The following is a 23,853-nucleotide window of genomic DNA, read 5'->3' as shown; positions in this document are numbered from 1 at the left end:
TCACACCCGTTCCCATACCGAACACGGAAGTTAAGCTTCTCAGCGCCGATGGTAGTTGGGACTTTGTCCCTGTGAGAGTAGGACGTTGCCAGGCATTGCCCCTTCGGGGCTTTTATTTTGTGAATTTTTGAATGGCCCCTTGGTCAAGTGGTTAAGACACCTCCCTTTCACGGAGGTAACACGGGTTCGAATCCCGTAGGGGTCACCAAAGTTTTTATCCTAATATGGAGGATTAGCTCAGCTGGGAGAGCATCTGCCTTACAAGCAGAGGGTCGGCGGTTCGATCCCGTCATCCTCCACCATAGTTTTTCAATAGCGAAAATAGCTTTCCATATGTTAATGTGCAAAGAGCACATTAAAAAATTATTATTTTTACTATCGCGGGGTGGAGCAGTCTGGTAGCTCGTCGGGCTCATAACCCGAAGGTCGCAGGTTCAAATCCTGTCCCCGCAACCAATTAAATTTCTAGGTTTAAACCTCAACTATATAATTTTGGCGATTGTGGCGAAGTGGTTAACGCACCTGATTGTGGTTCAGGCATTCGTGGGTTCGATTCCCATCAGTCGCCCCATAAGACCATTTTTGGATGACGATAAAAGATTATCATTGGGCTATAGCCAAGCGGTAAGGCATCGCACTTTGACTGCGACATGCGTTGGTTCAAATCCAGCTAGCCCAGCCATTTTTTCTTTTTTGCGGGTGTAGTTTAGTGGTAAAACCTCAGCCTTCCAAGCTGATGTTGTGAGTTCGATTCTCATCACCCGCTCCATAATAAGGGCCTATAGCTCAGCTGGTTAGAGCGCACGCCTGATAAGCGTGAGGTCGATGGTTCGAGTCCATTTAGGCCCATAAATACTTCGAAAAAAGTGATTGCTATTCATAGTAATCACTTTTTTTTATGGACTTTTTTAAAGCGGAACGATTAGCTTATTCTAGGAATTTAATTTGGGTATGGTTACAATAATATTGAGAAAGGTGGATTAACTATGAGGTTTAATAAATCACCCATTGAAACCATGAAAAAACGCCAATCCATTAGAAACTTTGATACTCAAACCATTAAAGATTCTCATGTTAAAAGAATAAAGGAATACATAAGCAATGAAGAGAACTTGGTTGGACCATTTGGGAGTAAGGGCAGAATAGAGTTCATACAAGTAACCAATAATGTAAGTGATAAAGGCATTAAGCTAGGCACGTACGGATTTATTAAAAACCCACAGGCATATTTGACAGGTGTAGCACAAAACGGTAAATACTCTCTTGTTGAGTTTGCGTATACCTTTCAAAAACTAGTGGTATGGTTAACGGAGTTAGAAATCGGTACTTGCTGGATGGGAGGAACGTTTAACCGAAATTCGTTTGAACAAGAAATCCAGCTAGCGGATGAAGAGTTTATCCCATGCATAACACCAATTGGCTATCCAAACCAAAAACAACGGGTATTCGATAAGGCACTCCGGTACGTTGTAAAAGCTGATAACAAAAAGCCTTGGGATAAGCTATTTTATGATTCAACATTTGAAGTGCCATTGAACCAAGAAAATGCTGGATCACTTGAAATACCTATTGAAATGGTTAGGATTGGACCATCTGCTTCCAATAAACAGCCTTGGAGACTACTATTGACCCGCGATAGAAAGGTTTGTCATTTTTTCATTGAGCATACACCGAATTATAGTTCAAAACTGGGATATGATATGCAGCTTTTAGATATGGGAATTGCCATGTGTCAGTTTGAATTAGCCTGTAAGGAATTAGATATTAAAGGTGATTGGTCTGTTACAAATCCAACTTTAAAACTCCCAAATGAGCACACTGAGTATATTGTCAGTTGGAATTTCCTTTAATGAATCATGAATGGAGTAGTTAGAAATGCCCCTTATTGAGCACAAACAATTTATTAAGGCGCCTATTGATAGTTGTTTTGAGTTAGCCAGAGATGTCGGGGTTCATACACAACCAATCTTGAAAACAAAGGGAAAGGCTGTCGGAGGTGTGACAAAGGGGCTGCTGGTGGAAGGTAACAGTGTAACTTGGGAGTCTGTACACTATGGAATTAAACTAAGGGTAACCACGAGGGTAATATTTATGGAGAATCCTTATAGTTTTGTAGAAAAAATGGTAAAGGGTCCATTTAGGTATTCCATACATATACACCAGTTTATTGAAGAAGAAGCGGGGACAATAATGATTGATCATTTTCAATATAAGTCACGGTTCAGTCTTATTGGAGTCTTAATTGATAAATTGTTTTTAGCAAAATATATAGAAAAACTTATTGAGGCACGTGCCATAGAATTCAAGAAAATCGTTGAAACAAAAACTAATCAAACGTTTGATTAAATAAGTTGAGCCCGTAATTTAAAAGGATTTTCACCGGATGAAAAGGAACTAATCAAACGTTTAATTAATTTAATAAGGGTCAGAATGATTACTTTGATAGCTCCACTTTTCTTTTTTCAATATCCATTGCCGATACAATATATGCAAATCCATTCATTAAAAAGTAAATAACATTGGATTGTACCCGTTCAGTTTCTCCTAAATAAGTATTTAAGATAATGATGACAGAGTATAAAACGACAAAAAATAGAGCGATTTTATTAAAGATTTCCATCTAAACAACTCCTTTTTTAGGATACTTAGTTTAATCATATTTTCGTAGAGCTAAACTTATGCAGGGCAAGAGGTATTTGGGATGGTTTCTCATTAGCTTCCATCTTTCTTAATTACCATCATAGACAAGCTGGATAAAATTTATAAATGAGTTTTTTTTAGTGTTAAGCTATCTATACTTAATCACTTATGGACACAATGGTTCGTGGTCGTGCAGCTTTATACCATTGTTGACAAAATAAGACTATCAAGCCCATTTCAATAATATCCCCGCCGTAATACATGATCATTCCACCCGCTTGGGCCTGTTCAATTGGTACGCCAGCTGGGGGATAAGCATAAATGTACTTTGAAAGGACCCCATGGGCGGCTAACGATAGGATTAGCACGATAGTACGAAAAATAAAACTATATCGGTGGGGAATTGGGTCTATATAGATAATCGAAGTCGTATAGAGATATCCTGCTAAAAATACGTGCAGATGTACAACCAAATGAAGAAGGGCATAATGGTGCATCGCCGAGTACAGCTCTGTCGTATACAATATCCATAAGCCTCCGATATTGAATATAGAGGCAACAATAGGATGACAATAAATGCTAACTGGGAAACTCTTTAACACGCCAGATAGTTTTCTAGCGTGTCCAACACTTAGTGTTCTCATCAGAAGAGTCATAGGAGCAGCATATGCTATAAGAATAGGTGCCAGCATTCCAAGGAACAGGTGACCAACCATATGTGCCGTGAAATTTTCATGTGCACGGTCCGCAATAGGACCTATTAGTGCAGCAGCAGCACAAAGAACACCGGATAGCCAGCATATGTATCGAAAAATCGGCCATCGTTTATGACGTTGGTTTGAGACTAATCCTAATAGGAGGTAAATCAGGACAGCCAGGACAAAGGGGGGAGCCAAAAGAAGTTCGTTTGGCAGTTCACTTGCATGGTGGACATGGTTTTGTTTCATTTAGACTGTTCCTTCCATCACTTTTGATTCCCGTCCTGTCCGAAAAACCATCATTAATCCAGCGATTAACATGATAGCGGCAAGTATGTTCCATACCCAATCGTAAGGCGCAATCTCCACGTTATAGCGAATTTGATGGATCTTCATTAATTTATGCTGCACCGTACCATCGAACAAATTAACCCCCCCTCCGCCAACTAGGAATCCACCAAACCATCTTTTTGGCCACCAAGCATTTCTTCGACGGAGATCGGAGAAAAGAAATGCCCCTGCAACCGTTGAAAACCAGCTAAATGCATGAAAAATTCCATCTGATACCAGTCCGATATCTGGGGTAGATTTATCATAAAAATGGTGCCAATGCAGGAGCTGGTGGAAAACAGCCTCATCAATAAAAGCAACAAAACCGATTCCTAGTAAACAACCTGACAATAGATTTCGTCCTAAGTAGTGCAGCCGTTCATCATGACGTTTAGTCATTTGTTTCTCTCCCTATTCCAATTTTACCTACCCATTAGTTTAACCTGTCTGAATTAATTCCAAACAGATTATGGATGTCCGAATAAAGATTATGTTTAACTAATCAAACGTTTGATTAACAGGTAAGGAAAGTGGGAATATAGGTTTTGGCCTGCTGTGGATTAATGGCAACGCTAATATACCAATTCCAATGTTTTTCCCCTTTTCTTTTACCTATGACACCACTTAAAATCATACCTATTTCCACATAATCTGACGGTAAATCTTTTACATAATAAGTGTGATGAGAACTCAAATCAGTTAATACAGAGGTATCTTCAATTTTACTTGTAACCTCAAATACACCTTCCTGGGAATTTAAAAATTGGGTGCCATTTAAGGTTAATTCTTCTATGTCTTTTTCGGGATTCCAGTTAGGACTATAAGCTTGAGGAAAATGTTTTAAAAAGAGGATATTTAATAGTTGTTCACAGGATTTTAGATTAGGAGCAGCTTCTGTGGAGTATTTTTCAATAATAGGGTAGTAATGTGTACCAACTCGTTTATCTAGCCAGCGAATAAACTTTTTCAATTGGACTAGGAAGTTTTCTACTTCATTCATCTTTGGTGAGATTGCTATGTTTTGGGGATAAAAGTAATAGATGAATTTTTCCCAGAATGAGGACCCACATAGATCCCAGGAGGAAGGACAATCATCTTCTAAACAATCGGTCATAAATTTTGCAAGTATGCGGAGAAATTCATTGCGGTTTTGGTCTGAAGGTCTTTCACGTTTGTATGCAATTAAATCTTTCCCATAATAAAAGACTAGACCGCGATTCCTCATTCCAAATTCAGAACTTATCGCCAAGTCCATAAATACGTTTTTTCTTTCTTGAGGAGTCGTCATAGGAATCGCCCATGCTTTTATTTCCGGCATGTTTTTACCACAAGAATTTTTCTTTTTACTGTTTTTCATAAATCGACCTGCTTTCAGTATTTTTTAGAAGTAGTTAGAGAGGGTAAATCAGGGGAATAAGGATGTAACAATTCGTATTATACAATCAAATAGTGAGGAGGATGATAAGGAGAATTGTAATATTTGTGAATATTCGAGAATTAATTTTTAGTTATAAAAGAACCTGCCCCATGGAGGGACAGGTTGTAAACATTTATACCAATGAGTTAATTGGCAGGACTTTTTGCAGCGCGCTTTTTTCTTCATCATTTAAAGGAACCATTGGCAGACGGACATCTCCTACCTGGATACCTTGCAAATTTAATGCTGTTTTTACAGGGGTAGGATTGGGTGCCGTAAATAAGGCTTTCATGATTGGCAGTAGGCTGCGATGTGCAACAGCTGCTTCTTGAACACGGCCATTTTTAAACAGTGTAATCATTTCCTGCATCTGATTGCCAATGATATGCGAAGCAACCGAAACCACACCTGCACCGCCGATTGCAAGAACTGGTATAGTTAGTCCATCATCACCGCTGTACAAGGTAAATGTATCCGGAGTACGGCTAATGATCTCTGCCATGGCGTCTAGATCGCCGCTTGCTTCTTTTACCGCCACAATATTACTAATTGCAGAGAGGCGGACAATCGTCTCTACAGAGATGTTGACGGCACAGCGCCCGGGAATATTATAAAGCATTACTGGTAAAGAAGTAGCTTCCGCAATGGCTTTAAAGTGCTGAAACAATCCTTCTTGAGATGGCTTATTATAGTATGGTGCTACGAGCATAATTCCATCAACGCCTGCTTCTTCCGCCTGTTTCGTTAAGCTGATAGATGCTCTCGTGTTATTGGAGCCAGTTCCAGCAATGACAGGCACCCTGCCGGCTGCAACCTCGACCACGAATTTAAATAACGCTATTTTTTCCTCTGTTGTTAATGTTGGAGATTCTCCAGTGGTTCCTGCAACTACTAATCCATCTGTACCATTAGCGATTAAGTAATTTACTAGTGCTCTAGCTGCGTTATAGTCAATCTCTCCATGCTGATCAAATGGCGTCACCATAGCTGTTAAAACTTGGCCGAAATTCATCAAGCTCACCCTTTACATAATTTTTTAGAAAAATTAGAGGTAGTTCAGGTCAATCAAAAGTAAACGCAAAAAAGCAGCAACGAAGGCTCGCTGCTGCAGTAGAAACATAATTTAAAATCGTTCCTTTGCGTAAGATAGCCCTCCATATAGTCACCTATATGACAGTTCTGTATTTATTCAACAGCAGAACCAGCTTCAAGACAAATGAGATTCTATCCGCTTCGGCAAATTCCCCTTTCCACAATGATCATAGGACCTCACTATCCTCCCATTGCGTACTAATGGTTTTTGCACCTCTATCCTCACTTCAAAAGGTAATGAAGTAAGAAAATATTTAATTATTAATAAATATACCAGAAAATTCTATAAAATTCAAGAGCAAAGGTGCCTGTCACCAAAATGGTCACCGCAGGAGCGGTGACCATTTTGGTGACAGGCACCACCCGTGGACACTTTCCACCTCAGACGGACAGTTCCCGATTTTTCTATCGCTTATTTTATATCATCAGAATCAGCTGTTAGGGATAAATCTGCCGGTCTCTTTCCATTTTGCAGGTCTGCTAGTGTTAAGCCAAAGTTCATTTGTAAATGGGGATAGTCTTTAAATTGAGCCCAATCGCCGCCCCATTCAAATCCAAGGGCTTTTGCCATTTCCACAACTTCGTTCCAATCTGCTATTCCATTTTGGTTGCCATCATATTGCATATCCCAAATAATATCTGCAGAAGATGTTTTTATGGCAAAATCAATGGCCAGCCCAAAGTTGTGAAAGGATTCTCCTCCTCTTGCATTCGTTACAATATTTCCAGCGACTGTCCGGCCTTGCTCATAAAGTCGATCTTGGTCTTCAGCACTACGGAAGTCATCCGTAATCACCATCACAATCCCTTTATCAGCTGCTTGCTGGATTAATTGATTGCTCCGATCTCTCACTATTGGATGAAGTTCGGTTGGCATTGGAGCAGAACCTCCTATGTTGAAACCATTTAGTAAGCTGGTGCCAATAGGGTTTTGCACAAAGAATAAAATAATAAGGCCAATAATGAATGTAAATAGCAGTCTGCCTTTCCAGTTAAGTTTCAAAATCGCAAATCCTTTCTTGTCAAAAATCCTGCATTAGTAAAGACGAGAAATAAAGAATCATTGTTTCAAAAAGTTGCCTTCCTAATTTTGTATATCCTTATGTTGTTCTATACGTGAAAAGTCTTTCAATACAAAAAAAAGATCCAGCTCAACTGGATCTTCCATAGTAAGTAGTTCATGAGTTATCCTTCAACTTGAGTAACTTTCACTGTCCAATTAAATGGATCTTCTTTCTTCCCAAGTTGTATCCCTGTCATTTCATTATAAATATCTTGAGACAGCTGACCAATATGATTGTTATTGATGATAATCGATTGGTCTTTCCAAGTTAGTTCACCAACAGGCGAAATAACAGCAGCGGTTCCTGCTCCAAAAACTTCCTCGAGTTCACCGCGCTTGTGTGCAGCAAATACCTCTTCTATGGATATTTTCTCTTCACGTACAGGAATATTCCAATATTTTAGCAATTGAATAACTGAATCACGTGTGACACCTGGCAAAATACTGCCATTTAACCTTGGTGTTACCACTTCGCCATTAATCTTAAAGAAGATATTCATGCTGCCGACTTCTTCTACATATTTATTCTCCTTCGCATCGAGCCAAAGGATTTGAGCGTAGCCGCCTGCATCTGCCTTTTTTTGTGCTTTCAAGCTGGCAGCATAGTTGCCTGCTGTCTTTACATGGCCAACACCGCCAATTACCGCACGAACGTATTGCTCTTCCACATAAATCTTAACAGGACTTAATTGGCTGCCGTAATAGGCTCCAGACGGGGAGAGGATGACGAGCAACTTATATTGATTGGCAGGGCGTACACCAAGATAAGCCTCTGTTGAGAAAATAAACGGACGAATATAAAGAGATGTCCCTTCACCATCTGGAACCCATTCTTTTTCTGTGGTAATCAATTGTTTAATGCCTTCTAATAAAAACTCCTCATCAATTTGGGGAATGCAGAGCCTGTCACATGATTCGTTGAAACGCTTCATGTTTTTCTCTGGACGGAAAAGCTGGACGGAACCATCCGGAGTCTTATATGCCTTCATCCCCTCAAAGATAGCTTGTCCATAGTGGAAAACCATCGCTGAAGGATCAAGCGTTAATGGCTCATAAGGAGTAATTCTTGGATTAAACCAGCCCAGGTCATCATGATAATCCATTTCAAACATGTAATCACTGAAATACTTACCGAAACCCAGTGAAGCGGTATCAGGCTTGGCTTTTAATTGTTCTCTTTGAATAAATGAAATCTCCTGTTTCATGCTCACACCTCATTTTTAATTATAGGTTCAGTTTTAAACACTCATCAATCCTTCTAAACATGAATCATGTCGAAACCTCTGATAATTATATTTTTGAAATAGTAAAAATACTTTCTCTTACTATACCACTATTTAGATTCAAACAGGTTAATTTTGTTTTAGTTTTGTCAAAGCGGTGACAATCGTGCTTATCAGACTCAATAAACTTTGTCATATATGACAAATATAACTTGTGAGAAATTATTCATTTTTGTAATGTTAACCTCGTTACCATACTACTAATTTTAGTTATTCCTATTATAAATTAAGAGAATTTCATTGAAGGAAAGTGATAAAATGAACAAGCCTAAAATTGCCTGGATTACAGACACAACTGCTTCTCTTAGCAAAGAGTTTATTGCAAAGCATGACATACATGTTATTCCCTTACATGTTGTCATTAACGATAAATTTTACAAAGAAACAATTGATATTACCGAGGAAGATTTTTATACTCGAATGAAAAATGAGGAAGGGAAATTCCAATCATCCCAGCCAAATATCGGGGACATTGTCGACCTTTATGAAAAGTTAAAAGAAGAGTATGACTTTGGCGTAGCCATCCATGCTTCCAGTACCTTAACTGGCACATATCAAACCTCTGTTATGGCAGCAGAAATGGCTGGATTTAAATTGTTTGCCATCGATTCTCGTACCGGTTCCTTCCCTTTATCCTTCCTGGTGAAAAGGGGAATAGATCTAGTTGAACAGGGCCTTGAAATTGGAGAAGTTGTTGACCAATTAAACAATTTACGCGATCACACTCGATTATTTTTGGTACCTTCCAACTTGGATCAGCTTCATAAAAGCGGCAGGGTATCTGGAAGTCAAAAAATACTGGCCTCGCTATTTAATATAAAGCCGATTTTATCCATTGAGGAGGGAGCCGCAAAGATTAAGGATAAAGTCAGAACTGAAAAGAAGGCGCTTGCTTGGCTGGTAAATAATTTAAAAGAAGACCTAGATACAAATACAGTTCAGAAAGTGGCTATAGTACATGCGAACGACCAAGAAAAGGCAAATGGCCTTGAAAAAATCATAAATGAAACATTCCCAGCTATCGAAACAGAAAAGTTAATGCTCATTACCGTTGCAGGTGTTCATACAGGTGTTGGGACACTTGGACTTTCATGGGTTAACGAATAAAAAAGGAAGAGACACCATATCCATTGTGATAGGGTGTCTCTTAAATAATATGCTATAATTTCGAATATCTAGACTAAAATCAGTTCCCTGCCTCATTCATCTTCTGTATAGGCTTCAGTTGTCGTATCCCTGCAATCCCAGCATTCACTTCGATTTCTCTCTGGGAGAGATAATTCGTTTCCACAAGAAATGCAGATATCCATAAGACGAGACTCCCCTTTCTGGTGAAAATTTGGTTTTAAAATATATATATTCAGCAATGATAAAAATATTTCTTTTATATTCCGACAAAAAAGTTGAGCAAGAAAAAATTAATCTTACTCATGCTTCCTGTAAAGAACAACTTTCTTTATCATTGTAAGTAAGTAAATATAGAAAAAAGCAGGTGTAAAATGAGTATTATTTTAGCATTATTGGCGGCCTTATTTGCTTCATTTACAGCGATTTTAGCAAAAGTAGGAATTGAAAATGTAAATTCCAACCTAGCGACCGCAGTTCGGACAATTGTGGTATTAATCATGGCTTTTATTATGGTATTGATAACGGGCAAGTTTGAAACGATTCCTCAGATTTCAACCAGCGCATTATGGTTTATTCTGTTATCTGGTTTTGCGACCGGCTTTTCGTGGTTATTTTTCTTTAAAGCTCTGGCCATTGGCGATGTTTCCAAAGTTGTACCGATTGATAAATCCAGTGTAGTGCTTACGATTATTTTTTCAATCCTGGTTTTAGGGGAGCCGGCAGAACCTTTTATTATGGCTGGAGGAGCAATCATAGCAATTGGAACGTTTATTTTAATCGGGAAAAATGAAGAAAAGAAACGATTTTCAGGATCACAGCGGTATATTGTGTATGCGATTTTAGCGGCTGTTTTTGCGGCCTTAACATCGATACTGGCAAAAGTCGGGATGGAAGGGGTCGATTCCAATGTGGCGACTTTTCTACGCACCATTGTCATCCTGTTATTTGCCTGGGTGATCGTATTGTTCCAAGGAACACATAAGAAATTGAAGGACATTTCGAAAAAGGGATACGTCTTTTTGGTTTTATCCGGAGTGGCTACTGGTTTATCTTGGCTATGCTATTTTGCTGCTCTCGCGATAGGCAAAGTTTCAATTGTCGCCCCTATAGACAAATTTAGCGTGGTCGTCACGATGATATTAAGTTTTGTCATATTAAAAGAAAAAGCGGCTAAACATACGATAATCGGTGGTATCGTCATAACGATTGGAACGGTATTACTGATTTTATAAGACAAATGGGGGTTGGGGAAATAAGTAAAAGCTAAGCGAAAACCCCTGGGCGCTGAAATAGCCTAGCTGCTGCCTGGCTCAGGTGTTTGTATATCCTATATATGGATACTAGACTCGGAATTAAGCACAGATTATGGATTCAGGTGCGGTTTTTTAGTTGCCTTTTTTATTAAAAATTCTTTATCTGCCAAAATGATTCCTCCACCTGCAATTTTTAGTCACTTACCTGCATAGATTCCTTTTTACCTGCATATTTCGGTTATTATCTGCCTAACAAATTCAGCCACCCAAACCCGACACTGAAAAGCCAGGCTGCGGCCTGGCTCAGGTATTTCTATTTCCAATATAAGGGTATTCCTCTCGGAATTAAGCGTAGATTATGGATTGAGGTACGGTTTTTTTAGTTACCTTTTTTATTAAAAATTCTTTACCTGCCAAAATGTATACTCCACCTGCAATTTTTAGTCGCTTACCTGCATAGATTCCTTTTTACCTGCATATTTCCATTGTTTATCGGCCTAACAAAATCACCGACCGCAGATAACTTCGTAAACCTTTTTAATAAACCTTATCACCGTTAAAAATAGAATTCTTCACAATAACGTAATCTACATGACGGATTGCATCTAACTCTTTTCCACCAGCATAGGAAATAGACGATTGCAAATCTTGCTCCATTTCTACAAGTGTATCGATTAATGAACCTTTGTGTTCCACTAACATTTTCTTGCCTTCTACGTTTTTACGTTCGCCTTTTTGATATTCCGAAGCGGATCCGAAGTATTCTTTATAGAGCCTGCCATCTTTTTCAATCGTTTCGCCAGGAGATTCTTCATGCCCGGCAAATAAGGAACCAATCATCACCATACACGCACCAAATCTGATCGATTTTGCAATATCTCCATGTGTTCGAATACCACCATCAGCAATGATCGGCTTACTTGCTGCCTTAGCACACCAGCGAAGAGCCGCTAATTGCCAGCCGCCCGTTCCAAATCCCGTCTTAATCTTCGTGATACATACTTTTCCAGGCCCAATCCCAACCTTCGTCGCGTCTGCACCGGCTCGTTCTAACTCGCGAACGGCCTCTGGAGTTCCAACATTGCCCGCAATCACAAAACTTTGGGGCAGGTATTGCTTAATATGTTGGATCATCTTAATCACGGCATTGGAATGACCGTGTGCAATATCAATTGTAATGTATTCCGGAGAAAGCTGTTCTTCTGCAATCTGTTCAATGAAACGATATTCCTCCTCTTTGACTCCAACACTAATAGATGCAAATAACCCGCGTGATTGCATATCTTTAATAAAATTTAGCCGTTTTTCCGGTTCAAAACGATGCATGATATAAAAATAGCCTTTTTCCGCTAAGAAGATTGCAATCTTGTCGTCAATGATGGTCTGCATATTGGCAGGTACCACAGGCAGTTTAAAGGTTCTGTCGCCAAAAGAAACTGTTGTATCACATTCAGTTCGGCTGTTCACCACACTTTTTGCCGGAATTAGTTGAATATCTTCATAATCGAATACACTATCCATAAGAAGCCTCCTCAAACAAAATCATCAATGGTTTAGTGTGTTTGGAAAGGTTTCTTTTTATTCTTTTTAAAAAAATTCCTCCTTATTTCCACATAAAAATAGGGAATAAAGGTAATTGTAATCATGAACTCATATTAGGAGGAATCATATGAAGAAGTTTAAGATTATATTAACCTGCTTATGCATTGCTGCATTCGCTGCTGGGTGTAATATGAAGGAAGAAGGAAGAGAAACCGATCAGCACGGCGAGATAAATAATCGCAATGCTGGTGCTTCAAATATAGTAAATAGTTTAGGTAATCCAAATTTAAACTTTACGAACACGAACACGAACACTAAGACAACCAGACCTGGTTTACGGGTAGTGGAGGAAGCAGAGGATCATGTTAAGAACTTGGATGAAGTCAAACGTGCGGAAATCATTGCTGTAAACCGTAATGCCTATGTAGCAGTTGATATGGTTGACGACTTTCATGGTGAACTTTACCCATACGTCGAGGATCAAATTGCACAACAAGTACGGTCTGCAGACGCATCTATTCAAAATGTATATATTTCAAGCAATCGTGACTTCGTAAAACAGATGAGCCATTATCGAGACCAAATACAAAATGGAAGACAAGCAGATGGACTAAATGGCGGATTTAATAAAATGGTTCGGAGAGTCTTTAATAATCATACTGGGGTTAACCAGGATTAATCTGGCCCTTTGAATCAAAAATTACCTAGAATAATCTAAGGTTTACTAGCTATAGTAGTAGTCCTTTTTAATTTTTAAATAATATCAATTGTATTCAAATAGAAGATAAACTGGGCATTTCCGTTACAATTCTCAGCGGAAATGCCCAGTCTTCTGTTTAGATACTACTCTCTTATAAGAATATTTTCTTTCGTACTATGAATTCTGCTATAAGTAAATTAAGCCCAACATAACCAGACAGCTAATGTATATGAATTTTCATAAGAAAAATTCATTACGTTGCTTCTCGATATGTAAGATAGTCATTAACTGTGTCGCACGACTATTTATCATTATATATGAATCCATTGATAAATCTTTGAAAATGTTGTTTTCCCAACTTAAATTCGAAAGGTCCATATAGAACATCAATATACTTATTAGTAATATGATTATATAAGAGGAGGCGAAATATGAAGCAACTTTATATAAAGCAGAAGGTATTCAGTCTTAGTGGCAAATTTACAGTAAAGGATCATCAGGAGAAGGATGTATATTACGTGGAAGGCAGTTTTATGCAAATTCCAAAGACTTTCTCCATTATGAATACGACAAGAGATAAAGTAGCACTTGTTACGAAAAAAGTGTTTAGCTTTTTACCGAAGTTTTTTGTTGAGGTGAATGGTCGAGAAGTATTAACGATTAAGAAGGAGTTTTCCTTCTTTAAAGCACGCTATACGATTGATGGTGCAGGCATTGAAGTACATGGGAATTGGTGGGATATGGATTTTCAGGTATTAAAGCATGGTGAAGTCGTAGGTAAAGTGAGCAAGGAATGGTTCACTTGGGGAGATAGCTACAAGGTTCAAATATTGGATCAAGAGATGGAAACGATTATTATTGCACTCGTAGTTGCAATTGATTGTGTGAAGGCTGACCAATCAGCTGCGTCTTCAGCACCTACGACTTAAAATCAGGGTGTAAATTATTAAAGCTAACGGGTTATAATAAACCGCCGCTTGAATAGGTGCGGTAAACCTTACCATAAGTAAATGAGGTTTTAATATCTCACTTGTAATTAGCTATTTTTTAAAACAAAGGCGCAGATTAAACTCGTGCCTCTTTAAATTAAATGATTCTTTAATTAATTTCGAAGGTTACTAATAATGACTCCGTCTATCCTTAATTTCCATTTAATAATTATGTTTCCCTAATAATTGATATGGTATAGTGTTCAAGGTAAAAAGTTTCTAGATTAGAGGGGAAATTATGAGAAAAGAATGGATTCTTCGCTGGTCGTTTTTTGTATTTGGACTTATTATTCTAGCATTAGGTGCCGCATTAACAATCGAAGGACAGTTAATAGGAATCGGTCCTTGGGATGTGCTGCATTATGGATTGTTTCTGCAGGTGGGTCTAACAATTGGCTCATGGTCGATAATTATGGGATGCCTATTGCTTGCGGCTGTCTCTATTGCAACGAAAAAGTTACCTAAAATAGGTGCGTTTTTAAATATGTTGTTACTTGGGTTATTTATGGACTTCTTCTTATGGTTATTGCCAAGTATTGATAACTTCATAGGTGCATTATTTTCTTTTGTTTTAGGTGTTGTTCTATTAGGTTTTGGAATTGGACTATATGTTTCGGCTGATGTGGGTTCTGGTCCACGAGATAGTATCATGATCTTGATTGTAGAAAAAACAGGATGGAGTTTACAGTGGGTTCGAAATGGAATGGAAGTACTAGTACTCATCCTAGGTTGGGCATTAGGCGGACCAGTCGGGATTGGAACAGTAATCATTGCCTTTTTCTTAGGTCCAATGGTAGGCTATTCCTTACCGCAATGTAAAAAACTACTAAATTACTTACTTGCTGAGCACCAAACACTAGCAGCATAGATTTGCCTTTGTGCCTTGGGGACGGTTCTCCTGGTACTGCCTTTTGTTATTACTTACCTTGGCAGGTGTCTACACCCAGCCTGGTATATAAAATTAAAATGGCCATGAGAACCGTCCCCACGGTCCACTTTCTATAATAAAAGTCTATTTTTGGCTAACATCAATCAGTGTAAGTTAATTGGCCTGCTTTAAAGCATCCTCCAATACTTGTACAAACTCATTCAATTGATTGGGTCTTACCCCGGGTTTCTTTGCCCATGATTCCAAAAATATACTCAACGCCCTCATTTTCTAAGCAATGAACAAGTAAATCGGTTACTTTCATAAGACTCTCCTTTCAAGCTGTGTTTTCCTATTTTTCCCTTTCATTTACTAAAAAAACTATTTTGTCGTGAAATAGTTCTCTAGCTTTTTATTGGGTTTATGAGTTTAGGGAGTAATCGCAGGACAAGTTCGATCCATAACCAACTATATGCAAGTGAAAATAAGTAAATAATGATCATATTCACTACTCTAAATTCGATTAAAAATGGACCTAAAACAGGGAATTGAAAGACATAGAGTAAGAGACAAATCCCTATACATAAAAACAAACTAGAAAAGGATATAACTTTCCAACCCTTGTTAAACAGGATAAACCCATAGCCGATTCCTAAGGCCATTGCACCTGTTGTAAATGGAAAGACAAACAGTTCAGAAGGCTGAATGAGCAGTAATAGGAAAATTGCTAGAAGATAGCTTAAGATCCCATACGATGGCAGGAGCAGCACGCTTATGATGATGGGGGCGGTGGAAAAGGGGCTTATAAGCATTCCGATTCCTGGGATGGCTCCGCCTGCACCCTGCAAGATCGCTGCGATTAAACCCAATAACGATGAAGCGGCCAATTTAAAGGTGAAACTTCTTCGGTTTCTTACTATAGTGATGACGGGTAAAATGTGTTCCTGTAAATCCTTATTCCAAATCATAAAGTAATCACCCTTTTGTATTAGTTAAGAAGATTAGGGGGGGCGGTATCTATTTGTATAGCCATCTATATGCAGCTGTTTCCACTGGAATAGACGATTGGAAATCAATGCCCACTTTGATTTACTTATATTATAATAGTTGGAATAGAAGAGGATTATTACATGGTGATATTGCGGACACTTACATATCACTAGGAAGGGGTTATGGTACGTTGGATTTAAAAAATTTAGAATTAGCTAAACAATTGCGTCATGAATTGCACCAGCACCCTGAAATTTCGAATGAAGAGGTTTGGACTAAACAGCATTTAATCAATTTTCTAAAAAAGCATACGAATCTCCAAATCGTAGATAGAGGCCGTTGGTTCTATGCGATTTATCGAGCAGGTGAAGATAAAAAGAACATTGCGTATCGTGCAGATTTTGACGCACTTCCAATGCCGGAAGTGATCGACGTACCGCACGCTTCCAAGAATCCAGGGGTATCCCACAAATGTGGACATGATGGGCATGCTGCAAGCCTAGCCGGTTTTGCACTGGAAGTCGACCAACAGGGTGCTGACAAAAACATCTTTTTCCTTTTCCAGCACGCGGAGGAAACTGGAGAAGGTGCCATCCAATGTGCCACTTTTATTGAGGAACATAACATTGAAGAAATATTCGCCTTTCATAATATGAGTGGAATGGCTTTTAACGCCATCAATGTAATTGACGGAACCGCTCATTGTGCATCCAGGGGCATGACTATCCACATGGAAGGTTCTCCTGCTCATGCCAGCCAGCCTGAGAATGGAGTCAATCCTTCATTTGCGATTGCAAAGATTATTGACGCCATTCCAGAGCTTACCTCTCCTGAAAACAATGAAGGTTTGGTACTTTGTACTGTTGTTCAAGTAAACATAGGGGAAAGAGCATTCGGTTTAGCAGCGAGTAAAGGAGATCTTCTCTTAACCATCCGTGCTCTGTACGAAGCAGAATTGGATAACCTTCAGAAAAACCTTGAAGATCTTGCACGTGAGCAAGCTGACCAGTATGGACTGAAGATAAGCTTCTCCTTCAACGATGAATTTCCGGAGACAGTAAACCACAAAGAAAGTTCTGATAAGATCCGTAAGGTCAGCCAAGAAAAAGGATTTCAGTTGGTTGAAATGAAAGAAGCCTTCCGCGCCTCAGAAGATTTCGGCCACTACACGAAGTTAACAAAAGGTGCTATGTGCTATATAGGAAACGGTGAAAATTATCCTCACATCCATACCTATGAGTATGACTTCCGCGATGAAATCATCGAAACCGCAGTGGAACTTTTCAAAGGACTTGCAGAATTATAAGTAACCCAGTAGCATGAGCTCAGGAGTTTAGAGAGACCCTCATTTTGCAATAACTGAAAAGCAGTAAAATTCCGGTAAACATTCCTGAGTTTTCCGGAATTGCTGTTACCAGTACTTGTTTATGTTTTAACTCTGAAAATTCTCCTGTTTTCATTTTTTGTTCCAGGTACTCCTGATGGATAGTAAAATAGAATCAAATACAGGATAGTGGTGCCAGACCCCCAGTAAAGTAAAGTATTAATTCGTCAGGGGCCAGACCCCATTTTTAGATAGCAAGTTCGGCTCTCATAGCATGGTGAGAGCCTTTTTTGAGAAAAAGATTTAAATTCGGAGAACTTTTGTAGGCTTTTTGCCGCATCATTAAATTGGAAGCTCAATCCTCCGATAAGTCCTGACAATATTCTCTAATCAATCTGGCCGCATATGTTTGGCTGATTTGCAGATCCTTGGCCACGCGCCTAGAGCTTTTATTCACTTTATAGGATTTACGAATCATCTCTTTTTTTGCCAGTTCGACTGCCTCATTAAGGGTAGCAGGGGCAGTATTTTCAATTTGCGCCAGTCCTTGGTTATAAATGTCTTCGGGCAGGTCATCGATACCGATGACATCATTGCTTACAATGACAAGCTTTTCTATTAGGTTTTCTAATTGTCTAATATTTCCGGGCCATGAATAATGGGTAAGCCATTCGAGGCAATCTTTAGAAATTAATTTGTTCATTTCAAGGATTCGATTAAATTTGTATAAGAAATTATAGATGAGCGGGATGATATCTTCCCGTCTTTCCCGAAGCGGGAGCATTTTGATATCCGCCACGTTTAACCTATAAAATAAATCTTCCCTGAATGTTTTACTTTTCACCATTTTACTTAAATCTTTATTGGTAGCGGCAATAATTCGGATATCGACTGACTTTTCTTTAATGCCGCCAATGGGAATAAATTTTTTCTCCTGAATAACTTGCAGTATTTTAGCCTGAAGAGGCAATGGCATGTCCCCTATTTCATCAAGAAACACCGTACCCCCATCCGCGCTTTCCAGTATCCCTTTTTTTCCGGAACGGTTTGCATTAGTGAAAGAACCAGGTGTATAGCCAAAAAGCTCGGACTCCATTAATTCAGCAGGGATGGCAGCACAATTAATGGTTAAAAATGGGCCGTTCCTTCTATTTCCTTTTTCGTGAATATATTGGGCTAAGATGCTTTTACCTGTTCCGGACTCGCCTAGAATTAATATCGTAGAGTTTGCAGCTGCCACCTTCTTGGCAAACTTCAACACATTTTTCACCTTTTCATTATTTGTCATGATGCTGCCAAATGGGTCTTCAGCTTTTTTACTTTTTTTTGAATCGCTTTCTTTTACTTTCAGCATTTTGTAGCTTTGTAATTCCCTTGCTGTCGTTACGATTAATTCCACTTCTTTTTGATCATTTAAAATAGGGACGACAGAGGTGAGTAGTTCCGCACCAAGGATGGTGGTTTGTTTAATCGTAATTGGCTCTTTTCTTTCCAAAACATCGGGGAAAATAGAGGGATACCAATAGCCTTTATCAGCTAATTCCATGCTCGCTTTCCCTATAACGTCTTCCTTATTTAACCCATAATGCTTCTTACAGGCATCATTTACATAGATAATTTTCTGATCCTTGTTGATAACAAAGATTTCGTCAGAAGAATAATCTAAAATTTTTATAAGCGCTTCCATATTTAAATCTAAATTGGTTTGAAAATTGGATAATGGCATGAAGTGACCTCCCGAAAATCAACATCTGAGCTCGATGGGACTCAGAGTGAGTTTTATTGTATTCAGTAAAATGTTACCGTAGACAAAAGTGTGATTATAGTCACATCCCACCTAAATAATAGTCGAAATATTTTGAATTGTAAATAGCTGAAGAAGTGTCTAAAATAGGAAAATATCAGGGGGAAAGTCTGCAGGTGAACACAAATGAACTCACTTGCCCTTTTAAAAACCTATTAATCTCGGTTTTTTAGATAAAAAGATAGTTGGCACGAAATTTGCATATAACAAATTATGAAAAATACTTTTAAAGGATTTGAATGACAAAAGGAGGAATGACAAATGAAACCGCTAACAGAGAATGCTCTGGAGCACACTCTACCATACGATAATTATGTGAATCCGCAAATATTTGAAGAGGAAAAGAAAAAGATTTTTCAAGACAGCTGGGTTTTAGCTGGACATATAAGCCAGGTGGGAAATCCGGGGGATTTCTTTACTTTTGAAATAGCAGATCAGCCATTAATCATTAGCCGGGATAAAAACAATGAATTGAATGCCTTTTACAACATTTGCCCGCATAGAGGAACCAAAGTGGAAAAAAACGAGTGTGGAAATAAGAAGGTTTTCACCTGTACCTATCACGGCTGGACATTCCACATGAATGGGAAGTTGAATAAGGCGCCAAACTTCGGTACAAATGAATTAGGAAACCATAGCTGTATGCCACAAGTAAAGCTTAAAGTATTCCAGTCCATGATCTTCATAAATTTGAACCCAGAAGCAAGACCAATGGAAGAAACGTACGGAGAATTCATGGCCAATCTGGAAAGATACACCTTCTTGGATTGTTTGAAAAAGGTTCGGGTAACCCAAAGGGTCATTGATGCTAACTGGAAAGCGGTTGTTGATAATTACCTGGAGTGCGATCATTGTAAGATTGCCCATCCTGAGTTTTCAAAAACATTTGATATGAAAAATTACCACATTGACTTACATGGCAATTTCTCATGTCAATATTCAGAATTAACCAAAAAGTCGAATGAACAACAAGAAGATCACGCCAATTTCTATTGGGTATGGCCAAACTTGATGGTGAGCATCTATCCTGGGAAAGATGGGAATATGACGACCAGTCAAATTTTGCCGCTGGCACCGGATAAATCACTTGCCATCTATAGCTACTACTTTAAATCGGATGAAATTAACAAAGAGCAAGAGGAACTGATCCGTTTTGTCGATCAGGTAAGATTAGAGGATTTTGACCTTGTAGAGTTATTGCAAAAAGGTTTCCATACGAATGCCTTCAAGCATGGAGTATATTCACCGACTGAGTATGCCATCAAATTTTTTCACAACCTTTATGATGAAGCTATGAACGTGAAAGAAGGCATGCTATAGCGTACCCCTTCGTTTATATGAAGATAGATTTATAGAGAAATATATTACTAGACCTATTTGGAGGATGAAAATGAATAATCAAACAGAATTCACAGCAGTTGCAGAACGAAATGTTAAAAATGACCAAGCAGAATTTACAGTTGCGGATGCCATCGTAAAAGAGCTCCTGCAAGCTGGAGTGGAGGCAGTATTTGGAATCGTAAGTATCCACAATATGCCAATTTATGATGCAATCCTTAGGGATGGAAACATCCGCACCGTTACTGCCCGTGGTGAAAGCGGCGCGGTCAACATGGCTGATGCCTATGCCCGTGCTACAGGAAAATTGGGCGTTGTCATCTCTAGTACTGGTACTGGAGCAGGTAATGGTGCAGGTTCCTTGTCAGAAGCATGGAACTCAGGGACTCCTGTTCTTCACATTACTGGGGAAGCGGATTCCAATTATATTGGAACAGACCAACGTTATATTCACGAAGCTAAAGACCAGTTAAAAATGATGGAGGGTGCGAACAAAGCAGCTTATTTATTGAAGCGTCCTAAGCAAATCATTCCGTTTATGCGTAAAGCGATCAAAGAGGCTCTAACTGTTCCTACAGGTCCTGTGACTATTTCCATTCCAACCAATTTCCAAGCGCAAATCATTCCGCAAAATCAATTAATTGATGTGGAAACAGTTCAAAACCCAGAAGTGAAAATCAACATTCCTGCTGATGTGGTTGAAAGGATTGCCCTAGCAAAAAGGCCAATCATTTGGGCAGGAAATGGGGTCATTGCCTCAGGCGCATCAGGGGAACTGCAAAAGCTGGTAGATAAAATTCAGCCTGCGGTCGTTACAAGTGAATCCGGAAAAGGGTCTATCCCTGAAAACCACCCGCTTTGCATCGGCAACTTCGCGTTTTTCCCTCAAGTGGAGGAACTATTGAAAAAGTCGGATTTACTTATTAGTGTCGGGGTCCGTTTCCGTAGCAGTGAAACGAATGGATGGACACTTCCAATACCGGAAAATCACATCAATATTGATTTGAACCCTCATGCCTTTAATCGTAATTTTGATACATTGTATACACTGAACGGGGATGCCAAGGCAGTTTTACAAGAGATTAATAGTCTTTTAGCCAATAAGGAGATACATCCGGATACAGATTATGTCGATGAAGTGAAGTCAGTCCGTCAGGCTGTACGTGATGACCTTCGGAGCCAAATTGGGCCTTATGGTGAAGTGGCGGATATTATGCGTGAACAGCTACATGAGAATACAGTTTTGGTGACGGACGTAACCATCCCTGGATACACTTGGGGAAATAAATTGTTCGATATTTATGAACCAAGAAACTACCTCTACATGACAGGTGGCGGAATCGGACAAGGTTTGCCAATGGCGATTGGCGCCCAAATTGGTCAGCCAGAAAAGAAAGTGGTTCTGATTGCTGGTGATGGTGGATTCATGGTGAATTCAAGTGAGATGATCTCAGCGATTCAGGAAGATGCGCCGATTATCGTTCTATTATTCGATGATGGCGGCTACGGGATCTTAAGATACTATCAAGAAGCGGCATATGGCCGGCGTATATCGGTAGACTTGAAAAATCCAGATTTCGTCATGCTGGCAAAATCAATGGGCTTCGAATCAGAGAAAGTTCACTCGGTGGAAGAGTTCAAGGTGGGATTAGCGAATGCCATCGCAAGCAAAAAGCCTTATATGGTTGTAGTCGATGTAGAAGCAGTAGGCGTATTGGAATACAAGGATTCGGACGAATATATCGCATCTTTCCGTCCAAAAAAGGGATAGATTTCCGCCGAAATTTAACATTCATCCCCCGCTTCTAAAGTGGGGGAGCGTAAGCCATACTTGGAGGTACAAAGCTATGACAAAAGAGTTAAAACACTATATAAATGGGCAATGGGTAGAATCTAGTAACCCGACCAAACTTGATATTATTAATCCCGCTACGCAGGAAGTCATTGCCAGGGCACCGAGTGCTACGAAGGAAGAAACAGAAGAGGCAATCAAAATAGCAAAAAGAACGTTTGAAAGTGGGATATGGTCTGATCAATCCCCGCAGGAGAGGGCGGCTGTTTTACTTCAGATTGCTGATCTATTACAGGAAAACATAGATGAATTAAGAGATTTAGAAGTCCAGAATAATGGAAAAACAAAAAGAGAAGCAGAGTCGGATGTTGAGGAGGCTGTGAATACATTTCGTTATTATGCAGGTCTGCTGAATGTGCCAAGCGGCCAGGTTTATGAAACCTCAGGAAATATGCAGACATTGATCATTAAGGAACCGATGGGCGTTGCGGGATTAATCGTCCCTTGGAATTTCCCCTTATTGATGAGTGTATGGAAGATTGCCCCGGCACTTGCGGCTGGTAATAGCATTCTTCTAAAGCCGGCGGAAATTACTCCGATGACAGCAGTAAAATTGTTTGAACTGATTGATCAGTCCGATTTACCAAAGGGAGCAGCTGCCCTCATTATGGGAGATGGACCGGTGGTTGGCCAAACGATTGCTGAAAGTGATGATGTAGATATTGTTTCCTTTACTGGAAGCACAGGGGTCGGCCGGCATATCATGCAGGCCGCAGCCGGAAATATGAAAAAAGTGTCCCTTGAGCTGGGAGGGAAATCTCCGAATATCATTTTTGATGATGCCGATTTGGAAACAGCCGTTGATTACTCTTTATTTGGCATTTTTATGGGATCTGGTCAAGTTTGCTCTTCTGGGAGCCGGATTCTTGTCCAAGAAGGACTCTACGATGAATTTGTAACGAAATATATACAAAAGGCAAAGAAGATTAGAGTAGGTCCTGGAAATGATGAGCACTCCCAAATGGGGGCTATTGTAAGCGAAAAGCATTTTAGAAGCATTCTAAATTACATCCAGATTGGTAAAGAAGAGGGTGCGAACCTTGCTCTTGGCGGAAATGGAATCGAGAGTAACGATTTGGAAGATGGATTTTTCATTGAACCTACTGTCTTTACCAATGTAACAACTGATATGCGGATTGTCAGGGAAGAAATCTTTGGCCCTGTCGTTACCATACAGAGATTCAAAGATGAAGATGAGGCAATCAAGATTGCCAATGACACAGAATATGGACTTGCAGGTGCTGTTTTCTCTACTGACCAAAACAAAGCCTTACGTGTCATCAAAAAGGTTCGTGCCGGGATTACTTGGGTAAACGCTTACCATCTTACAACTATTCAAGCTCCATGGGGCGGATATAAACAAAGCGGCATCAGCCGAAGCCTTGGCACGTATGGATTGGATGAATACCAGGAAACAAAACAGATTAACATTAATCTGGATCCTGCGCCTATTCGCTGGTTTGAATAGTAACTTATTTTTTTAAGGTATTAACAACATATTCGTAGTGTTAATAGTATTTTTAATAGTGACTGCATGATGCT

At 39.3% G+C, this 23,853-nt stretch carries 21 protein-coding genes, 7 tRNA genes, 1 rRNA gene and 1 riboswitch; of the genes, 19 read left to right on the top strand and 10 right to left on the bottom strand.

The features are described 5' to 3' along the window. The 10 genes from rrf to ACIQAA_RS07410 form a co-directional block, all read left to right on the top strand. Positions 1-94, top strand: a 5S ribosomal RNA gene (gene rrf, locus ACIQAA_RS07455); the annotation flags it as partial. Positions 95-133: 39 nt separating this feature from the next. Then, positions 134-208 (top strand) — tRNA-Glu (locus ACIQAA_RS07450). An 18-nt stretch (positions 209-226) separates the two neighbouring features. Further along, a tRNA-Val gene (locus tag ACIQAA_RS07445) sits at positions 227-302 on the top strand. A gap of 77 nt (positions 303-379) precedes the next feature. Further along, positions 380-456 (top strand) — tRNA-Met (locus ACIQAA_RS07440). Between the two features lie 39 nt (positions 457-495). Then, positions 496-571, top strand: a tRNA-His gene (locus tag ACIQAA_RS07435). A gap of 36 nt (positions 572-607) precedes the next feature. Next, a tRNA-Gln gene (locus ACIQAA_RS07430) sits at positions 608-682 on the top strand. Positions 683-695: 13 nt separating this feature from the next. Further along, positions 696-769, top strand: a tRNA-Gly gene (locus tag ACIQAA_RS07425). A 6-nt stretch (positions 770-775) separates the two neighbouring features. Further along, positions 776-849, top strand: a tRNA-Ile gene (locus ACIQAA_RS07420). A 137-nt stretch (positions 850-986) separates the two neighbouring features. Further along, positions 987-1,850, top strand: a complete 864-nt coding sequence (locus ACIQAA_RS07415) for a nitroreductase family protein (protein WP_402617046.1) — start codon at positions 987-989, stop codon at positions 1,848-1,850. 25 nt (positions 1,851-1,875) lie between these two features. After that, the gene (locus ACIQAA_RS07410) at positions 1,876-2,346 is read left to right on the top strand and encodes an SRPBCC family protein (RefSeq protein ID WP_402617043.1); all 471 of its coding nucleotides are present in this window, start codon (positions 1,876-1,878) and stop codon (positions 2,344-2,346) included. 88 nt (positions 2,347-2,434) lie between these two features. On the opposite strand, the gene ACIQAA_RS07405 is transcribed toward ACIQAA_RS07410, so the two are convergent. From ACIQAA_RS07405 to ACIQAA_RS07375, 7 genes are all read right to left on the bottom strand, one after another. After that, on the bottom strand, positions 2,435-2,620 hold the full coding sequence (locus ACIQAA_RS07405; RefSeq protein ID WP_402617040.1) for a hypothetical protein: 186 nt from the start codon (positions 2,618-2,620) through the stop codon (positions 2,435-2,437). 178 nt (positions 2,621-2,798) lie between these two features. Beyond that, entirely contained in the window at positions 2,799-3,587 is a 789-nt protein-coding gene (locus tag ACIQAA_RS07400; protein ID WP_402617038.1) for a cytochrome c oxidase assembly protein, read from the bottom strand. After that, positions 3,588-4,067 (bottom strand): DUF2243 domain-containing protein, encoded by a 480-nt coding sequence (locus ACIQAA_RS07395; RefSeq protein WP_402617035.1) that lies wholly within the window; start codon positions 4,065-4,067, stop codon positions 3,588-3,590. A 115-nt stretch (positions 4,068-4,182) separates the two neighbouring features. Then, the gene (locus ACIQAA_RS07390) at positions 4,183-5,025 is read right to left on the bottom strand and encodes a hypothetical protein (RefSeq protein WP_402617032.1); all 843 of its coding nucleotides are present in this window, start codon (positions 5,023-5,025) and stop codon (positions 4,183-4,185) included. Positions 5,026-5,218: 193 nt separating this feature from the next. Beyond that, entirely contained in the window at positions 5,219-6,097 is an 879-nt protein-coding gene (gene dapA, locus ACIQAA_RS07385; RefSeq protein WP_402617029.1) for a 4-hydroxy-tetrahydrodipicolinate synthase, read from the bottom strand. 127 nt (positions 6,098-6,224) lie between these two features. Then, a riboswitch (Lysine riboswitch) is annotated at positions 6,225-6,404 on the bottom strand. Between the two features lie 185 nt (positions 6,405-6,589). Then, the gene (locus tag ACIQAA_RS07380; protein WP_402617027.1) at positions 6,590-7,054 is read right to left on the bottom strand and encodes a M15 family metallopeptidase; all 465 of its coding nucleotides are present in this window, start codon (positions 7,052-7,054) and stop codon (positions 6,590-6,592) included. A gap of 308 nt (positions 7,055-7,362) precedes the next feature. After that, positions 7,363-8,445, bottom strand: a complete 1,083-nt coding sequence (locus ACIQAA_RS07375) for a branched-chain amino acid aminotransferase (protein ID WP_402617024.1) — start codon at positions 8,443-8,445, stop codon at positions 7,363-7,365. 336 nt (positions 8,446-8,781) lie between these two features. Here ACIQAA_RS07375 and ACIQAA_RS07370 point away from each other — a divergent pair, with 336 nt between their 5' ends. Together ACIQAA_RS07370 and ACIQAA_RS07365 are read left to right on the top strand one after the other, a co-directional pair. After that, complete coding sequence (locus tag ACIQAA_RS07370; RefSeq protein ID WP_402617021.1) at positions 8,782-9,630, top strand: DegV family protein; 849 nt, start codon at positions 8,782-8,784, stop codon at positions 9,628-9,630. Between the two features lie 392 nt (positions 9,631-10,022). After that, the gene (locus ACIQAA_RS07365) at positions 10,023-10,883 is read left to right on the top strand and encodes an EamA family transporter (protein ID WP_402617018.1); all 861 of its coding nucleotides are present in this window, start codon (positions 10,023-10,025) and stop codon (positions 10,881-10,883) included. A gap of 558 nt (positions 10,884-11,441) precedes the next feature. On the opposite strand, the gene guaC is transcribed toward ACIQAA_RS07365, so the two are convergent. Beyond that, positions 11,442-12,425, bottom strand: coding sequence for a GMP reductase (gene guaC / locus ACIQAA_RS07360; protein WP_402617015.1), 984 nt, complete (start codon positions 12,423-12,425; stop codon positions 11,442-11,444). Positions 12,426-12,573: 148 nt separating this feature from the next. Between guaC and ACIQAA_RS07355 the strand changes: the two genes are divergently transcribed. The 3 genes from ACIQAA_RS07355 (at position 12,574) to ACIQAA_RS07345 (ending at position 15,003) form a co-directional block, all read left to right on the top strand. Beyond that, on the top strand, positions 12,574-13,125 hold the full coding sequence (locus tag ACIQAA_RS07355) for a YhcN/YlaJ family sporulation lipoprotein (protein ID WP_402617012.1): 552 nt from the start codon (positions 12,574-12,576) through the stop codon (positions 13,123-13,125). Positions 13,126-13,577: 452 nt separating this feature from the next. After that, positions 13,578-14,075 (top strand): LURP-one-related/scramblase family protein, encoded by a 498-nt coding sequence (locus ACIQAA_RS07350; protein WP_402617009.1) that lies wholly within the window; start codon positions 13,578-13,580, stop codon positions 14,073-14,075. Positions 14,076-14,373: 298 nt separating this feature from the next. Beyond that, complete coding sequence (locus ACIQAA_RS07345; RefSeq protein ID WP_402617007.1) at positions 14,374-15,003, top strand: YczE/YyaS/YitT family protein; 630 nt, start codon at positions 14,374-14,376, stop codon at positions 15,001-15,003. Between the two features lie 404 nt (positions 15,004-15,407). Here ACIQAA_RS07345 and ACIQAA_RS07340 read toward each other — a convergent pair whose 3' ends face one another. Then, positions 15,408-15,971 carry a hypothetical protein gene (locus ACIQAA_RS07340; RefSeq protein WP_402617004.1) on the bottom strand — a complete coding sequence of 188 codons (564 nt, stop codon included), beginning with the start codon at positions 15,969-15,971 and terminating at the stop codon, positions 15,408-15,410. Positions 15,972-16,024: 53 nt separating this feature from the next. Between ACIQAA_RS07340 and ACIQAA_RS07335 the strand changes: the two genes are divergently transcribed. Then, on the top strand, positions 16,025-17,299 hold the full coding sequence (locus ACIQAA_RS07335; RefSeq protein WP_402617001.1) for an amidohydrolase: 1,275 nt from the start codon (positions 16,025-16,027) through the stop codon (positions 17,297-17,299). A gap of 373 nt (positions 17,300-17,672) precedes the next feature. Here ACIQAA_RS07335 and ACIQAA_RS07330 read toward each other — a convergent pair whose 3' ends face one another. Then, the gene (locus ACIQAA_RS07330; protein WP_402616998.1) at positions 17,673-19,043 is read right to left on the bottom strand and encodes a sigma-54 interaction domain-containing protein; all 1,371 of its coding nucleotides are present in this window, start codon (positions 19,041-19,043) and stop codon (positions 17,673-17,675) included. Positions 19,044-19,382: 339 nt separating this feature from the next. Between ACIQAA_RS07330 and ACIQAA_RS07325 the strand changes: the two genes are divergently transcribed. The 3 genes from ACIQAA_RS07325 to ACIQAA_RS07315 all read left to right on the top strand — a co-directional run bounded on the left by ACIQAA_RS07325 (position 19,383) and on the right by ACIQAA_RS07315 (position 23,779). Beyond that, complete coding sequence (locus ACIQAA_RS07325; RefSeq protein ID WP_402616995.1) at positions 19,383-20,441, top strand: aromatic ring-hydroxylating oxygenase subunit alpha; 1,059 nt, start codon at positions 19,383-19,385, stop codon at positions 20,439-20,441. 70 nt (positions 20,442-20,511) lie between these two features. Further along, complete coding sequence (locus tag ACIQAA_RS07320) at positions 20,512-22,230, top strand: thiamine pyrophosphate-binding protein (RefSeq protein ID WP_402616992.1); 1,719 nt, start codon at positions 20,512-20,514, stop codon at positions 22,228-22,230. Positions 22,231-22,306: 76 nt separating this feature from the next. Then, positions 22,307-23,779: an aldehyde dehydrogenase family protein gene (locus ACIQAA_RS07315; RefSeq protein WP_402616990.1), complete on the top strand. Its 1,473-nt coding sequence runs from the start codon at positions 22,307-22,309 to the stop codon at positions 23,777-23,779. The last annotated feature ends 74 nt before the right edge of the window (positions 23,780-23,853 follow it).

Source organism: Neobacillus sp. NPDC093182 (assembly GCF_044754045.1).
The sequence above is the reverse complement of the archived record's forward strand: the minus strand, read 5'-3'. Positions and strand labels throughout refer to the sequence as shown.